This window comes from Candidatus Termitispirillum reticulitermitis, assembly GCF_054655775.1.
Window position 1 is genome coordinate 1 of the sequence record NZ_BAAIHG010000025.1, and the last position, 16799, is coordinate 16799.

Annotated in this window: 13 protein-coding genes; 6 read left to right on the forward strand and 7 right to left on the reverse strand. The window is 43.8% G+C overall.

Annotated features, from left to right (window positions below):
- Nucleotides 1-150: 150 nt before the first annotated feature.
- The 5 genes from AC1MDJ_RS03975 to AC1MDJ_RS03995 all read right to left on the reverse strand — a co-directional run bounded on the left by AC1MDJ_RS03975 (nucleotide 151) and on the right by AC1MDJ_RS03995 (nucleotide 5458).
- On the reverse strand, nucleotides 151-2307 hold the full coding sequence (locus tag AC1MDJ_RS03975; protein ID WP_479689661.1) for a hypothetical protein: 2157 nt from the start codon (nucleotides 2305-2307) through the stop codon (nucleotides 151-153).
- Between the two features lie 306 nt (nucleotides 2308-2613).
- On the reverse strand, nucleotides 2614-3090 hold the full coding sequence (locus tag AC1MDJ_RS03980; protein ID WP_479689662.1) for a class I SAM-dependent methyltransferase: 477 nt from the start codon (nucleotides 3088-3090) through the stop codon (nucleotides 2614-2616).
- Nucleotides 3018-3335, reverse strand: a complete 318-nt coding sequence (locus AC1MDJ_RS03985) for a hypothetical protein (protein WP_479689663.1) — start codon at nucleotides 3333-3335, stop codon at nucleotides 3018-3020. Before AC1MDJ_RS03985 ends, AC1MDJ_RS03980 begins: the two co-directional genes overlap by 73 nt.
- Nucleotides 3336-3350: 15 nt before the next feature.
- Nucleotides 3351-3899, reverse strand: coding sequence for a hypothetical protein (locus AC1MDJ_RS03990; RefSeq protein WP_479689664.1), 549 nt, complete (start codon nucleotides 3897-3899; stop codon nucleotides 3351-3353).
- Nucleotides 3896-5458: an NAD(P)/FAD-dependent oxidoreductase gene (locus AC1MDJ_RS03995; RefSeq protein WP_479689665.1), complete on the reverse strand. Its 1563-nt coding sequence runs from the start codon at nucleotides 5456-5458 to the stop codon at nucleotides 3896-3898. The genes AC1MDJ_RS03990 and AC1MDJ_RS03995 overlap by 4 nt, the downstream gene beginning before the upstream one ends.
- A 170-nt stretch (nucleotides 5459-5628) precedes the next feature.
- Here AC1MDJ_RS03995 and AC1MDJ_RS04000 point away from each other — a divergent pair, with 170 nt between their 5' ends.
- Entirely contained in the window at nucleotides 5629-6600 is a 972-nt protein-coding gene (locus AC1MDJ_RS04000) for a glycosyltransferase family 92 protein (RefSeq protein WP_479689666.1), read from the forward strand.
- 81 nt (nucleotides 6601-6681) lie between these two features.
- Here AC1MDJ_RS04000 and AC1MDJ_RS04005 read toward each other — a convergent pair whose 3' ends face one another.
- The gene (locus AC1MDJ_RS04005; RefSeq protein ID WP_479689667.1) at nucleotides 6682-7638 is read right to left on the reverse strand and encodes an RpnC/YadD family protein; all 957 of its coding nucleotides are present in this window, start codon (nucleotides 7636-7638) and stop codon (nucleotides 6682-6684) included.
- A gap of 156 nt (nucleotides 7639-7794) precedes the next feature.
- Here AC1MDJ_RS04005 and AC1MDJ_RS04010 point away from each other — a divergent pair, with 156 nt between their 5' ends.
- The gene (locus tag AC1MDJ_RS04010) at nucleotides 7795-8889 is read left to right on the forward strand and encodes an FkbM family methyltransferase (RefSeq protein WP_479689668.1); all 1095 of its coding nucleotides are present in this window, start codon (nucleotides 7795-7797) and stop codon (nucleotides 8887-8889) included.
- Nucleotides 8889-9878 (forward strand): glycosyltransferase family 9 protein, encoded by a 990-nt coding sequence (locus AC1MDJ_RS04015; RefSeq protein ID WP_479689669.1) that lies wholly within the window; start codon nucleotides 8889-8891, stop codon nucleotides 9876-9878. Before AC1MDJ_RS04010 ends, AC1MDJ_RS04015 begins: the two co-directional genes overlap by 1 nt.
- On the opposite strand, the gene AC1MDJ_RS04020 is transcribed toward AC1MDJ_RS04015, so the two are convergent.
- Nucleotides 9849-10964, reverse strand: a complete 1116-nt coding sequence (locus AC1MDJ_RS04020; RefSeq protein WP_479689670.1) for an FkbM family methyltransferase — start codon at nucleotides 10962-10964, stop codon at nucleotides 9849-9851. The genes AC1MDJ_RS04015 and AC1MDJ_RS04020 overlap by 30 nt on opposite strands.
- Nucleotides 10965-11073: 109 nt before the next feature.
- On the opposite strand from AC1MDJ_RS04020, the gene AC1MDJ_RS04025 reads away from it, so the two are divergent.
- From AC1MDJ_RS04025 to AC1MDJ_RS04035, 3 genes are read left to right on the forward strand one after another with little or no spacing between them, the layout of a single operon-like run.
- Nucleotides 11074-12150 carry a hypothetical protein gene (locus AC1MDJ_RS04025; protein WP_479689671.1) on the forward strand — a complete coding sequence of 359 codons (1077 nt, stop codon included), beginning with the start codon at nucleotides 11074-11076 and terminating at the stop codon, nucleotides 12148-12150.
- Nucleotides 12151-12182: 32 nt separating this feature from the next.
- On the forward strand, nucleotides 12183-13385 hold the full coding sequence (locus AC1MDJ_RS04030) for an efflux RND transporter periplasmic adaptor subunit (RefSeq protein ID WP_479689672.1): 1203 nt from the start codon (nucleotides 12183-12185) through the stop codon (nucleotides 13383-13385).
- 22 nt (nucleotides 13386-13407) lie between these two features.
- Nucleotides 13408-16608 (forward strand): efflux RND transporter permease subunit, encoded by a 3201-nt coding sequence (locus AC1MDJ_RS04035; protein ID WP_479689673.1) that lies wholly within the window; start codon nucleotides 13408-13410, stop codon nucleotides 16606-16608.
- The last annotated feature ends 191 nt before the right edge of the window (nucleotides 16609-16799 follow it).

The following is a 16799-nucleotide window of genomic DNA, read 5'->3' on the forward strand; positions in this document are numbered from 1 at the left end:
ACGCCCCTAGAGTTAACAAAGTCCTCGTCCGCGAATTCATTGATAAATCATTCTCTATATTCTACAACGGAAAACAGCATACCTTTAACACCTAAATAGGGGCATTTTAACTGTGGCATTACAGTATATAGTTGCCTAATTTGTGGCAATTTACTCCCGCATAAGTAGCCATAGCATATTGCCCAAGTATTTTGTCTTCTTGTAGCCAGTTTTGAGTGCAACGTCTTCAACGGGGCTACTCTCTTTTGTCCCAGAGTAAGTATCGCTATACACGACTATTTTATCAGCATTTACCATACCAATAGCTTTACTTATAGCTTCAAAACTCTTGTCATAATCATTTGGAACAACTTTAGCTATCATAACCCTATCAAACTTTGATAATACTTGCATACGAGTATGGTCATTGCTCGGGTAATAGCTTCCGAGCAGAATACAGGGCACATTATGATATTTTCCAGTAACATTCATTTCCGTAGGCGTATCTTGATACATGGCTGGGTGGATATACTTACATACAATGCTGGTAAGTGAAATAACAACCAGTATTCCAGCAAACACGGAACGTGTTATCAGCTTTTTGCCAAACGTGAATAGCGCAAATATTACCGACAATATCAGTGCAGGTGCCATACCAGATACATAGCGCACAGCCCAGCCAGCACCATATTTTGCAAGCAATACCAAGTGGAGCGAAAATAGTAGCCCCAAGCAACCTATAAGCGTGAAACTCTCTCTGTTGTCTGTGATAAATTTCTTTAAGCCCAGTTTGCGTGCACACGCTACCATAAAGATGAAAGCTAAAAACAATAGATACGACGTTTCTCCAGAAAATAAATATTTATCAACAAATGCATTAAGCCTATGTAATATGTATGTAGTAGTTTGATTTTCACGCATATATGAAAGCCATTTACTCGTGCTTGTAATTTTCAACGCAGAGGGATTTACTATAAAATACAACACAGAACTTGTGGCTATTGTTATAATACACTGCTTTATTTCAGCGAAACGTTTTGCTACAAGCAAATAGACTAGTAGTGAACCAGCCACTAGAGCAAACCAGATTACAAAGTTATAATGCGTCCAAAAGCCGAAGAAATACGTTAGGGCTAACGCCACATAATATCGCCAAGTAATCTCCTTATTCTTTAACATATAGAGTGCCAGCCCAAAAATAGCGGTGTAGAAAAATATTGTCACGCTATAAACCCTACTATATAAATATATGTGTGTTGCCATACCGCTGAAACCCCATAAGAGCTGTGGCAACAGAGCGAGTTTGTCAGGTAGCAGTAGCAACGATGTGCGATATAGTAGAATTGCTGTCAGAATAAACCAAACAATGTTGACAGATACCCCTAGCCAGTGGCTAAACGTATCAGGGAATAATGAGGACACAAAGTGAAGTTGCAAAAAGTAAAAGGATGGCACGCTATAGTCATACCGTTTAGGTATGTCAAGTATTCTTTTATACTGAGTTCGCCATTCACCCCGCTGAGCTGTAATTTTCTGCAAATAGTCTTTGCCAGTGCCCCACGTATAATAACTTTCAGGGTCTGATTTTATAGTGGTCGGTCCCTCGCTATATTTGTCTGGATAGGTGCTGTCATTAGCGAGCACATAAGCAAGTCGCTCATCATCAAACAATGCTGTCTTATGGGCTGAATAATAGCAGATTGCGCCTAGTTGCACCGCTACTATTACCACAAGCAGTATTGCCGGGCGAATATTCAAGCTGTCGTATAGAGCTTTATAGAAAAATAAGTATGAAGTCAGCACGATAAGAGCTGTTATGGCAAGAAATATCGGGATAAACACATTTGGTAACACCGAATATTCGCTTAAATATACCTTATCTATCGTAAAACTAGCACGTGTGCTCAGTTTTAGGTTGAAGTTAGTCCACGCCACACCATTATTAAATCTGCCAGACAGGTTAAATCCGTTCCTCAAACGGCAGAAATCAGTCGTTAATACCTTGCCAGAGCTATCAGAGTAGTTGAGCGTAGTAAGAAAATTGGTATGCTCACTCATATTGGAAAGCACCAATGTAAGCCGTCTGTAATCTTTAGAGGCTTTTTCACCTGCCTTTACCACAAGAGTAGCGTTGTCAGCCCTAGCCTGTATAGCACTGCCGATAATTTTATAATCTGGAGAATCTTTGTATATAACGTCTCTGTCCAGCTCCACATAGCGTTGGAATGCTAAGGGGACACCTGTCCAGCCTGTCATAAGATTACTTAACCCATGATATATGAAAGCAACAGAGGATAAACATGATAAGACGAATAAAAATCTACGCACTGGCAACCACCCTTAGCAACGTGACTGCCCAAGACACGCATAGGCATTGACTATGAGGGGGGGGGGAATAGCTATAAACATTAGGTTTTCAATGTTTTCAAGACTCATATTTGCTCCTTATAAGATTGGCTAAGATTATACACGAAAATAGTATTTTTTCAACAAGTTTCTTGACAAGCAAGGCTACTTTTTCTATAATGTACAAATCAAGGAGTAATTGCAGATACTAATAATTGTAGCTTTTTATGGGCTGATAATAAAGATGTCTGTGAACTGGTAAAATAGGAGAATGGTATTCCAGCGTAGCTAGGCAACGTCCTCTACATACATTATATCCCCGCCTAGTTTGAAACATTTACCACTATTATTCCCCATTACGCGCATGAACGAGTCTATATAAGGGAAAAAATTTATATGTAGCGCAAACGTCCAGCGGTATTCACGTTGACACGGAACAACTATAATGAGCTTGTGCCTGCACACCCTGCGTAGCTCGCTTATAGCCCGCTGTATATCAACGATATGTTCCAATGTATCAGTTGAAATCACATAGTCAAATGCTCTATCAGGGAATGGAATGTCGCAAATGCTACCCTCTAAATATTTTATGCTAGGGTGAACAGGCAGTTTGTCTGACAGCATAAAATCAACGCCTGTCACATCAAAACCTAGTTCGGCAATCCTACGTGCCATATAGCCACGCCCACAAGCTATATCAAGGACACTGCCCCCCCCCTCCCGTGAGGTTCGCTTACTAACGTGTCTAGTATATAGTCCACGCAAGCCTTATTTAGGTCAACTTCTCTGGTGCAGGTGGGGTTCGTCTTCCTGTAATATTCTGTATACTCCGCACCATCCATTATATGCGCCCGCTCTTTGAACGCCACATAAGCCTCAGCAGCGTCTCTGCCACCACCACCGATAAACATCATAAAGCGACACAATAGGCTACTATCCCGCACAACGGGTGGCAACAGATTATCCAGCACCCACACTATAGCGCAGGTTACCTCACGAGATAACGTCATATTAGGTTCTTCTCCTCATTGTTTTGCTTTCCAAATATGATACCAGTTTTCTACTCCACATAATTTGCCAACAGCCAAATGAGTAACAACAACTAGCTTACCTTTAGGGGTAATAACAAGCTCATTTCTTGACGGACGTTTAATAAATCCGCCAGCCTCAAGGCTGTTATATCTGTATCGTTCATAAAAATCATCATCCCCAAGCATCTTTGCTACTTCACCCTTTAACGCTTTCCCGCCATTGCCCGCTAGATAACACAAGATGTTAAAGGTCAAGGAACGCTCTACATTCAACGGAGAAAGCCAAGCAAAAGTTATAAAAGCAAAAAGATACATAAGAGCCGCTAATATAGCCATAAATAGAGAACATTCAGCTAGATATTCATAAAAGAATATCCCTGCCATAATAGCTACAATCACGCAAACAATATGAGCAGAAGCCATAGGGGAAAGTGGCAACACCTTAAAGGCGACTCTCCACAACACAAAGATAATAACCGTGAACAGGAGTGTGGCTTTTATAAAAAAGCATATCTGCACCCAAAATAACCCATATAACGTCATATTATATTCTTCTCCTCGTGATATTTCTTTTCAGTGTTGACAGTCCAAAGGTTTTCTTTGCCCTTAATGCCATTCTTGATATTATTCACAGCCTCAAAAGCCGTAGCCATTGAGTGGTCCATATTGTTATACCTGTGTTGTCCGTTGCGCCCCACGCAATAGAGGTTATCTATCTTATTTAAGAATGTTATAAGCTTATCCATATCTTTATACGTGCCAAAATACGCTGGATATGCTTTCTCTACACGTTCTACGTGGGCATCCAACACTGCACCGCTACGCACAACGCCCATATCTATCAGCTCTTTTTCGGCTAGTGCTACCAGCTTATCATCTGGGGCATTCCAGAAATCGTCCCCCTCAGTGCAGAAGTATTCGCAACCTACAAACACATTGTTGATAGGGTCTTTCACCATATACGGCGACCAGTTGTTAAATATCTGTATGCGCCCCATCTTCACAGCAGGCTCTTGCACGTATATCCAGTTATCAGGCACGATGTTAGACAACGTCTTGCGGGTAGTTTTATTGACTAGGTTTAGTCCATTCAATAATAACCCGATAGTCACAAAATCTCTATACGGCAGATTAGTCGCTATACGGCGCACATCATCAGGGCAAGCATCAAATCCGTCAACTAAATCTTTCACAGGCATAGATGAAATAAACACGTCAGCCTTTAGTTTGTGTTCCACGTTATCTTTTATATACGTCAGCTCTGTGATATTGTCATTTGCCAGTTTTAGCCCCATCACCCGTGCGTTCATTATGACCTCAGCACCCATAGACACCACATCACCTGCTACCACGTCCCACATCTGTCCGCAACCAAATTTCGGATAGCCAAATTGCTCAATCAGCGATGTTTCAACCTTAATCTTATCTTTAGTGGCAGGTAGCACTCGCCTGATAATGTCCTTTATGATTGCCGTTATTGATAAACCCTTAACGCGCTGTGCACCCCAGTTGGCTGATATGTTGCGCGGGTGTCTGCCCCAAAGTTTCTCTGTATATTCCTCAAAAAACATTCCATATAGCACCTTGCCAAAGCGGTTTATGAAGAAATCTTCCAGCGAGTTTTCCTTGTGCGGAAATGCTGTTGCAAACAGATAGCTGAACCCCGCCCGCATACACGTGACAAAACCCATATTAGTAATCGTTTCCCACTTCATACTGATAGGATAGTCGTAGAAGTTGCGCCCGTAGTAAATGCGCGATACCCTGTCGCGGTGGAGCATAACCCTATCGGCTTTCTCAGGGTCTAACCCAGCCCTATCCAGCGGAACGTCACGTCCTAATAGTTTATCGTCCATAGCGGGTGCGCCCTGCATAGGCATTAACTTACCCCACCACTTCATAACCCGTTCATCTTTAGAATAAAAGCGGTGCCCGCCTATGTCCATAAAGTTGCCGTGAACAGATACGCTCCTAGATATGCCTCCGTAAGAGGCACTCTTTTCAAGGATGGTAACCTTGAAGTCTTTTTGCCGTCCTTTTAACAGCTCATAGGCGGCAGTAAGCCCCGCTGGTCCAGCACCGATGATGACTATGTTAAGCATAACGGCTTATAGCATATATAACTTTTGGGATTTTGTAAATACTTTTTCGGGCAGCTATACTGGACTAAAGAAATGCTGTGTGCGGAATGCTATAATGAAAGTGATAAATTGTCAAAACATGTTATTTTTTATATTGACATCTCAGCCTACACTATATTATAACTTTGGGCATGAAAGATATTTCTTTATGGCGTAGGCTGTTTGCCTGCATAGCCCCATCTAAGCTGGGGCGCAACATAGTGCGTGAGGGGCGCATAGTTGACTATTTCCAATGGTTCTTTGATAAACGTAATAGAGCACGGGGGGGGGGGGCTGGATTCCCACAATATTTGTCAGTTGTTGCAATCGTCAAGAATGAAACAGCATATATAGCCGAATGGCTGGAGTATCACCTGTTAGTAGGTGTTGAGAAGTTCTACATTTACGATAATAATTCTACGGATAACCTAAAAGAATATTTAGAGCCATATATTAAAGCGGGCATAGTAGAGTATATTCCATATCCGCATAGTCAGGCGGGCGGGGCGGCACAAAAAAATGCCTATAACGACGCTGTCAGCCGATTTAAGTATAATTCGTTCTGGTTAGCATTTATAGACCTTGACGAGTTCCTTGTGCCAGTCCAAACTGAGACAGTTTCTGATTTTTTACGCGAGTTTGAAGATGTGCCTAGTGTATATGTGAACTGGCTGGTCTATGGCGACAGCGGACACAAGACGAAACCAAATGGGCTAGTGATAGAACACTTTAGGCAGCATTCCGAGACTGATTTTGTTGATAATTTTCAGATTAAGACAATAGCAAACCCAAGATATGTGTTTATGGAGGATATTCACGTATCTCACAGCTGGCACGCTAACCCCAACACAGCCTTTGACACTCACCACAACATTAAGAAAACTGTAGCAGGTTCATATAAATCAGATGTGGTTTTGCAGGATAAACTGCGATTAAATCACTACTGGGGCAAGTCGCTGGAAGAGTTCCAGCAGAAAGTAAGTCGTGGCACACATATAGACGCAGATAAAAGTGCTATCCAGATGTTTAATGCTAGAAATCGCAACGAGGTGACGGACGGCATTATGGATAAATATGTGCCACCAGTGAAAGAGCAAATAGCAAAGAGGTTTGCTCTCAAATAGTCTCTGTGCTATCCTGATGTTTAGTTCACACCCCTGCGTGTAGCACTTCTCACAACCCTTTTAGCTACATTGATGTCAAAATTACACAATTATATCGTTTTGTAGCTCTTTTAGCTTGGCAAGTGAAAGACCTGTGCCCTTTGATATGGTGTCAAGAGGCATCCCAAGTGCTAAAAAGTTCCTAGCAGTTTCAAGGGTTTTTGTTCGCTCGCCCTCTTGCTTGCCCTCTTGCTTGCCTTTTTGTTCGCCTTTCTGCATACCTATTAGCATGCCCTCGTCAAACGCCTCTTCACGCCATACCCTTTTAGCTACATTGATGTCAAACTCTGATGTCAACATACCCATATTCATTACCTCCCGCGAGTGTTTATATAGAAAGTCTTTTAGTATCCCCCGCTCTATACATATCCGTATAGCTCGCTCCATTGCACTGGCTAAAGCGACTTTGTCCTCGCTATCTATCCCCTTTGTCTCCTGCCTAACTACCTCTACAAACTCCGCATAGTCCCCAAGTGTTCCGCTTGCTCGCAAAACCTTCCTGTTATGTCCCTTATTAACATTCAATACTCTTGCTTCTAACTCTAAAAAGTTATGTGTATCCTTTCTTGTTTCGTCTTTTGCAAACATCTCAGATAGCTTTATATAATAATCATCTGCTTTTAACGAAGTAACGCCATTATATAACACTATAAACTCTGGACGGGGTATTGTCAACCTGTTTCTCTTATACACAGCCTCGTCATCTACTATACCCTCATATAAACGAGCTATATACTCTAAAAACCGCAACGGCATATTATCGTTGATAGTTGACTGGTGCTCCATTAAAACAACTAGCTTATCTGCTATAGTAAATGATATATCGTTTCGTCTGCCCATAAACAGAACATTCTCTAGGGTATTGATTGTAATTCCGTCTGATACCGCATAGTGCACATCGTCAATCGCATTATAAAGCTCAACAAGCCTGCCCTTATCTGAAAACAGCTTGGTAAAGACGGTATCTTTATACTCCCTGTTTGTATTTGCGTTTTGCATAACTCAGTAATATAATAAAAATAAGAAAATGTCAAGCTTATCGTCCATCAGTAATAGAGAATAACCTTTCTAATATGGTGTATAGTAATACATTAAAATACGTAAAAGGGCAATATTTTTTGCTATAATAGTTCACTGGATTTAGAGGTATGAATAATGAACATAAAATTTAACAACAGTGCGGGCAGCAGCTTCAAATCATCTAGTGGCATTTATGTGTGGGGTGTGTTTGAGGTGGGCATGCTGACCGCGCGTTTTTTGATAGACAGCAACCTGCCGTTTCGTGGCTTTATTGATAGCTACAATTATGGAAAGACTATCAACCTTGCAGGGGATGGAGGGCAGCTCTCGTATAGGGTTGCACGTATAGAAGATATAGCCGATAAAAATGCACATATTCTCATATCAAGTGTTACGCACTATGCTGCTATCTGCGATATGGCTACGGCTAATGGTTTTAATAATATTGTTGACCCATTAGACATCATTGAGCATTCAGATGCTAACCATGAACTAATCACGTCCCAATATGGGCTTGGCTTGTTATGGCTAGCTGACGACTATGCCCGTAACAAGCAAAAATACGATGACTTAGATAAAATATTGGCTGACGATAGGTCAAGGATAGTCCTTAATGCTATCGTTAGCTGTTGCAACGTTGGCACTTATGAGCTAAACAAGCGCATGGGCACAGTGGATGATGGGTTAAGCAAACAGTATGAAGAGTTTATGAAAGGCGATATTTTCGTGGACGGCGGTTGTTTTGACGGGGGTAGTAGCGAAGCTTTTATCAAACTGAACCCTAACTACAAGAAAATATATGCATTTGAGCCAGACCCCCTCAATATGTCAGTTTGTAAATCTAACCTAGCTAAATATAGCAACATAGAGTATCTCCACTATGGACTTGCCGACAAGGAAAAGACGCTGAAGTTTAACGGCACTGGCGGACAGGTGGGAGCTTTTGCTGATGACGGCAATATATCGGTTGAGTGTGTAGCACTGGACGCTCTAGTTAAAGAAGACAAGGTTTTTATTAAACTGGATGTTGAAGGCTTAGAGCTAGATGCAATAGCAGGGGCAAAACGTCTGCTCACTAACGGCTCGCCATTTGCTATCTGTGTGTATCATAAGTCAGGCGATATATGGAAAATACCAGAACGCATACTGGGCTACAACCCCAACTACAAGCTATACTTGCGCAAATATGGGCTTACATTTGGGGAAATAGTCTTGTTTGGAATAGCATAATGACCATTCTCATTGTCAAACTCGGTATGCTGGGCGATATAGTTATGGCTAGCACTATGCTTGCGCCGTTGCGTGCCCGCTACGCAGAGGCACATATCAGTTGGTTATGCTACGAGTGGGCAGCAGAGCTGGTAGAGCAGTTTGCGGGCATAGATGAAGTTATCCCTATCAGGGGCGATATGCTATTTGGTGGTGGGCAAGACAGGCTACTTGCCGAGTCAGATGCTCAGCGAGCACTTGCGGGCAGACACTTTGACCTAGTCTATATTACTTACGCTAATGACCGATACCTAGCACTGGTAAAGACTGCCGAATGTGGCAGAGTCGTCCGCTACCGCGGAGCGATTGGACCATTATCAGAACGTTATGAGGGGGTGGAGTATGCTAGATTTGCCCTTGAAAATGAATCAGCAGTATTAGAGCCGCCACAATTTGCTCGCCTGAGGGCGACCATTAACGCTGTCAGGGGAGATATGGTGTTATTGGCACCTATGATAGGTGCTTATAATAGAAGTCGGCTACGCTGTTGGGAATTAAAAAATTATCGCACCTTAGCGGAAAAACTGTTGATAAAGGGCGTTCCTGTGGGGCTGCTCGGTAGTGTTAGTGAAACATCGGCGGAAAGCGCATTTAGCGGGTTAGCAGTTCAGTCTTATATAGGCAAGACTAGCTTGCGTGGGCTTTTAGAGCTACTAGCTAGTGCGAGGGCACTAGTATGTGGCGATACGGGCACCATGCACATGTCATTCCTTGTAGATACCCCAACTGTCGCACTATTTGGACCTACGTCTGCAGTAAGGAGGGTTCCACCTGCTCGGCTTAAGTGTGCAATATCTGTAGGTGCAACAGAGGGGCTGTATTGCACCCCTTGCAATAGCGATTCAATAGCGGGCGGCTACCCTAATTGCCCGTCCAACGAGTGTATGAAAAGAATTTCCGTAGAGCGGGTAATGGAAAGGTTAAACACCGAACAGCACTATTTCGTTTGATGAGGGTCCGTAGTGGCGCAGATACAGCTTATAGTTGGGATTCAGTTTCAGTATTTGCTCTGGTATCCGCCAAATATCGCCTGACTTATGATACACACATATAGCAAACGGCGAGCCATTAGTCAGCAGACGTTTTGCTCCTGCTATTGCTTCTAGCTCTGAGCCTTCAACATCTAGCTTTATCATCGCTGTGTTCTCTTGGACGAGCATATCTAGCGGCATACAATTAACAGAGATATTTCCGTTTTCGCTAAACGATGCCACCTGTTCGTCGTCAGCATTAAACTTTAACGTTTTTTTGCTGTCAGATAGCCCGTAGGGTAGGTATTCTATATTGCTATATCCGTCTAAACTAGCCTTGCAAACTTTCATACTGGCAGGGTTTGGTTCAACCAGATATACCTTTTTGTAGTTAGGATTTAGCTTGATAAATGCCTTAGCAGTCGTTGCGTCGTAGCTGCCGCCGTCCACAAATATGTCCCCTTGCATAAACTCCTCGTATTGGAGTTCAATCTTGTCATCTACCTGTGCGAATAGTTTATGAAAATGTGTAACATCGCTCCAGCCATGCAGAACGCAGACATCCATTATGGTTTTGAACACTGCTACCGATTTTTCGTCAGCTAGCAGCCTTTTCAACCACTCGTATTTGTCCTTATGCTCAGCCCAGTCGGTAGGCATCCAAAAGATAGGGTGTCCCACATACATTAGAAGAGAGTCTAGCGGGCAGTTTCCCTTATCCAACACGCTGATTGGGTCAATAATATTATTGAAGCCACGCATAACTATGCTATCATGTATTTCTAGGTAATGAACTACGCTGGATATGAATATAGCGGCTTGTTTGTCGGCGAGCTTATCTATGTGGTAGATTTTGTAGTCTGCCTCCCCCTCATCTATCTGTATAGTTTTGCCATAGTTGTAGGAGTCTATAAAGCCCGCAAAGGGCAGGTTATGCTCAAGCAACGCCCTCGCAATGGCTATGCCCACTCCAAGCGTTCCATATACATAGATGCTAGCAGTCTCTTTCAGCTTGCTTATAGCACTGCTCTTAAAGCAACATTCATACATCGCAATATTTAACATAGCGTTAAACAATGTGTATTAAAGACAAGAAAATGTCAATCCCTCCCTCTATCTCTCGTTAACATTTTTTTATTGTTTTAGCAGTGATAAAGTATTATAATTACTACTTGTGGAACGTATAAATAGAACACCTGTGTTGTTGCTCCTAACCCTGCTAACGCTATTTATGCTATGCGGGGTTGCCCCGCTACACCCGTTGCACCAGTTGTATGCGGGGGAAATCACATATAGAGGGGCAGCTAACGTGGGGAACGGCGACTTGCGTTCAGCACAGAAGCGTGCCCTTAATAACGCCCTGATGGGAGGGTTGCGTCTGTATGTTGAGGGGTTGCGCCCCGCAAAGCCCTTAAACATAGGCGAAGAGCACCTTACATTCATTAAATCTTACGCTATTTTATCCAGAACGTTGTCAGGAGACAGCGTAGAGACTACCGTTAGACTCAATATTGACGACGCTATAGGTGATGAAGCAGCTAATAATATGGTCTCAAATACTTCGCAGGCAGTTTTTGTAGTGACGGGACTGCCTGACTATATGAAAACTGATGATGTGCGGCGGGCACTAGCTGATATTTTCCGCCAATACCAGTATTCAACAAATGACCAGATAGCCTTTGAGCAAGAGGTTATAGACCAAGAGAATCACAGCGACTTGTTGTCTGCCTTTCAGTCAATCTCGGCGCAGTATGTATATAACTTTCACGTAAAGCTTACTGATTTAGCCGCAGGCAGTTCTTGTACGCTCGTTGCTGATACGTCTTATGCCACAGCGACCAAGTCAAGTTCGCTAGTTCATTTGATGCGGAAAGAGGTTGTTGCAAATGATAGCGATGCGGCAAAGTGCGTCCAGTTGGCGTTGAATAAAGCCGTTGATGCTGCTCTGTTGTTTTCGCGTGGCTCTGTGGCGCAGGCATCGGCTCAAAAGGCTGAGTTATATAATGTAACCATTTCATTTGAGGGGCAGGATGCCAAGACCACTAATAGCGTGATAGATACCCTGAAAAAGCGCAGGATTGTGCTTACAGGTGATATGTCGTCATTTGATGGCAATGTCAGTATATTTGAGGTGACGGGTTATCTTGCAGCCTCTGCGCTAGCTGATAGAATCCGTTCGCTTGGCTTTGATGGTGTGGCAGGCATATCGCAGAGCGGCAGAACTGTTAATATTAAACTAAAGAATATATAGTTTATTCTACTTTTGGAGGTTCTATGACATTTGTGGGAAAAAAAATTGAAAAGAAAACTACTATCATTGCTGTGGTGGCTGTTGCAGTTGTTCTTGCTGTAGGTTTGACTATAAAGAATAAGTTGTCTGGCGGTGCTCCTAGGGCGCAGATGACTCCGCCTGTTGTGGTTGATACTGTTAAATCGCAGCAAGTATCAATGTCTGAAACATTTATAGGCAAGGTTGAAGCGGCGGAGAAAGCGGCGATAACGGCGCGCGTGAGTGGCTTTTTAGAGAAGATAACTGTTAAAGAAGGCTCATTTGTCAAAAAGGATGAAATTTTATTTACTATAGAAAAGAGTCAGTATATATCGGCTGTTCGGCAGGCTCAGGCGGCACTTGCGCAAGCTCAGGCTAATGCGCGCAATGCTAAGAGCACGTTAGATAGGAACAAGGCGCTGCTTGAATCAAACGGCATATCTCAAGCGCAATACGATAATGTATATGCGGCGGCGGATGTTGCAACTGCCAATGTATCAGCGGCGGCGGCTGCACTTGATAATGCTAGATTGAACTTAGAATACACCGACGTGCGTTCCCCTATTGCGGGCAAGGTTGGGCTGATAGCTTACAATATAGGTGAAATGGTTAGTCCCAGCGTTGGTGTTATAGCGACTGTTATAGCACCAGACCCTGTGTATGTATTGTTTAATATATCAGAGAAACAAATTCAAGCTATGCGCCATATATTGCCTGATAATCTAACATCAGCAGCAATCGCAAATATTGCTGATTTGGCGATAATACTATCAAATGGCAGTGAATATTCTCATCTAGGGAAGATTAACTTTATTGATAATGCTGTGGATGGTTCTACTGATGCCGTCCGCATACGCGGTGAATTTACTAACCCTGAAGGTTTGCTTGCGCAGGGACAGACGGTGTCTGTATCAATACGTGGCAGGAATGCTGAAAGCCGTGTTGTCGTTCCTCAGTCGGCTATTATTAACGACATAGGCGGGCAGTATGTGTTAGTTGTAGATGCGTCAAAGGTAGTTCAACGGCGCAATGTTAAAACAGGTGCTTACATCGGAGAGCTTCAGGTGGTGTTAGAGGGCGTGCAAGATGGTGAAATGCTTATTATTGATGGCATACAGAAGGCGAAACCCGGTGCGCCAGTGACTCCGTTGACTAAGGAACAATATAACGGAATGGTTCAGCAGCAATTGCAGAATGCTGCTGGCGGCAAAAAGTAGCAAATGATGCGGGAGCATGCAAATGATTAGTGATGTATTTATTCGCAGACCGCGATTTGCAATAGTTGTATCGCTTGTAATAACGATTACAGGCTATATATGTATGTCTAGCCTGCCTACGGCGCAGTATCCTGACATATCACCGCCCTCTATCAGCGTGCGTGCAGTGTATCCCGGTGCTGACGCGGCAACGGTGCAGTCAACGGTTGCAGAGACCATAGAAACGGCAGTCAACGGCGTTGATAATATGCTGTATATGAGTTCTACCAGCAGTGATGACGGGGCGTATTCGCTGACTGTGGTCTTTGAAGTCGGCACTGATGTTGATATTGACGCAGTCAATGTACAAAACCGCGTCAAGACTGTTGAAGCGAAGCTGCCGCAAGAGGTGCAGAGCAGAGGTGTGCAGGTATCTAAGCGCAGTAATAATATGCTCTTGATGGTTGCGTTGCGCTCCCCGAATGGTAGCTACGATGGGCTTTATCTAAACAACTATGTTCAATTAAATATACTTGACGCTCTTGCTCGTGTGCCGGGCGTGTCATCGGCTACGAGTTTCAGCTCTGCTATAAATAGTATGCGTATATGGCTTGATAATGAGCGTATGGCTAATCTAGGCATCGCCGTGAACGATGTCGTCAATGCTCTGCGGACGCAGAATGTGCAAGCGGCGGTCGGGCAGGTGGGCGCACAGCCTATGGCTGATGCACAGATGTTTCAGTTCACACTAAAGACTAAGGGTAGATTGACTACGCCTGCTGAGTTTGGTTCAATTGTTATCCGTGTAAATAGCGATGGTTCAATGTTGCGTCTGCGTGAGATAGCAAAGCTGGAACAGGGGGCGCAGTCGCTTGCAGTTGACTCTATGCTAAATGGGATGCCTTCAAGTGCCATACAGATAACCCAGCTACCTACTGCTAATAGTGTGCGTGTAGCTAAAGCTGCACGTGCGGAGCTTGACAGGCTGGCTAAAAACTTCCCAGAAGATATGGAGTATGTCGTTGTAGGCGATATGACCGTCTTTGTTAACTACATGGTTGAGGAGGTTATATTCACGCTGGCGGTAGGCGTTATATTGGTGCTTATAGTGGTATTTTTCTTTATGGGCAACTGGCGGGCTACCTTGATACCTATGGTAACTATACCCGTATCGCTTATCGGCACGTTTATAGCGTTAAAGCTCACAGGCTCATCGCTCAATATGGTGACTAGTCTTGCATTGGTGCTTGCAATCGGCATAGTTGTGGATGATGCTATTGTCGTGGTAGAAAACGTTGAGCGCGTAATGACCGCTAACCCTAGACTTACCCCTAAACAGGCTACTTCAATAGCTATGCGTGAAATAACTATGCCTATTATAGCTATCACGCTGGTGTTGTTGTCGGTATTTATCCCTGTTGGTTTCTTCCCGGGCACTGTTGGGGCGATTTATTCGCAATTTGCAATATCGTTAGTATCTGCGGTAGTGTTATCTGCAATAAATGCCTTGACGCTAAGCCCTGCGCTTTGCGGGATGATAATGAAACCATCTCACTCGCAAAACCAGTTTGTAAATATGTTTGTGGGTTTTGTTGACGGCACTAGAGATGCGTATGTGCGTATCGTTGAAAAAATCGTCAAGTTCAAGATAGCGGTGTTTTCCCTTGTGGCGGTTGCGGTGCTGGGCGTAGCGATTCTTGTGCTGTTTAATGACAGGGTTACCCCTAAAACATTCCTCAGCAGTGAGGATATGGGTTTCTTTCTAGGTGAAATTCGTCTGCCTGACGGCGCATCGCTGAACCGCACGAAGCTGGCGTCTGCGGAGGTTGCAGATATAGTTCGCTCAATACAGGGTGTTAATAGTGTTGTCACGGTATCAGGGTTTAGCATATTGAGCAGTGCTGCTATGTCTAATGCCGCTCTTATAGCCGTAGCATTGAAACCTTATGAGGAGCGCAAAGGCAAGACACTCAACGTTGAGAGCATAATAAGCGAGGTATATAAACGAACGTTCGCTTACCAAAAGGCGTCTGTGGTGGTCTTTAACCTGCCGCCTATTATGGGTGTTAGTGTGGGTGGCGGGTTTGAGTATGTGCTTGAAAGCACATCGGGTGCAACGCCTCAGGAGCTTGCCTCTACTATGATGGGCGTGGTGGTAGCCGCCAATCAAAATCCTAATATATCGCGTGTAACCAGCCAGTTTTCAACCACATATCCGCAGTTATACTTGGATATTGATAGAGAAAAAGCACTTAGTATGGGCTTGAATATATCAGACGTGTTTAACACGTTGCAGGTAATGCTAGGCGGGTATTATGTGAACGACTATAATGCCTTTGGCAAGACGTGGCAGGTCAATGTGCAAGCTGATGCGCAATATCGCGATAAACCTGAAAGTATTACGGGGCTGTATGTCCGCAGTGGCAAGGGGGACATGATATCGCTAAACTCTATTGTTAATGTTAATAGGGTTGTGGGTCCGTCAATACTTTCGCGCTATAACAACTATCCTGCTGTCACTATACGTGGCGAGCCTGCGTTGGGTTCAAGCTCAGGTGAGGCTATGAGAGCCATGTCAGATATAAAGCTGCCAGAGGGTTACCAGTTCGAGTGGACGGGGCTGGCGTTGCAAGAGAGTCAAGCAGGCGGTTCAACGCTCTTTATCTTTGCGTTGTCGTTTTTATTTGCGTATCTGTTCCTTGTGGCGCTATACGAAAGCTGGATTATCCCGCTACCTGTTATAATATCAGTAGTAGTGGCGATATTTGGTGCGGTATTGTTTGTGCATTTTAGGGGGATAGCTATTGACCTGTATGTTCAGCTGGGACTGGTCGTGCTGATTGCGTTGGCGGCTAAAAATGCGATACTTATGGTGGAGTTCAGCAAAGACTCGCGTGAGAAAGAGGGAACAAGTGTGATAGAGTCGGCGGTGAAAGGTGCGAAAATGAGGTTCAGAGCGGTTATTATGACTAGCTTTGCGTTCATCGGCGGCACGATACCGATGTTTGTGGCAAGCGGTGCGGGTGCAGCGGCACAGAAGAGTATCGGCACAACAATTATCGGCGGTATGCTATTTTCCAGCTTAATAGGCATATTCTTTATCCCTACTTTATATGCAGTGTTTGAACGGGTGCGTGAATTGCCGCTGCGCTGGGCGGGCAAAGACCCTAAAAAGGAGCTGCTGAAAGCTGAACAAGAGATAGAAGAGATGGATAAACGACTGTTGCAACGTGGCAAGAAGTAAAGTTTCCCTTAAACTTTCCCTAACAATCTGCCGATAGCGAATTGTATTGCATGGAGGCTAATAGCTAAAATGTTATAGCTGTTATAGCTGTTATAGCTGTATGAGGGCTGTAAAAGGAGAGAGTCGTGCAGATTTATACTAATTCGTTGTCATTTACTGCCAACAGGCATCTTAATGTTGCCAATCGTGCG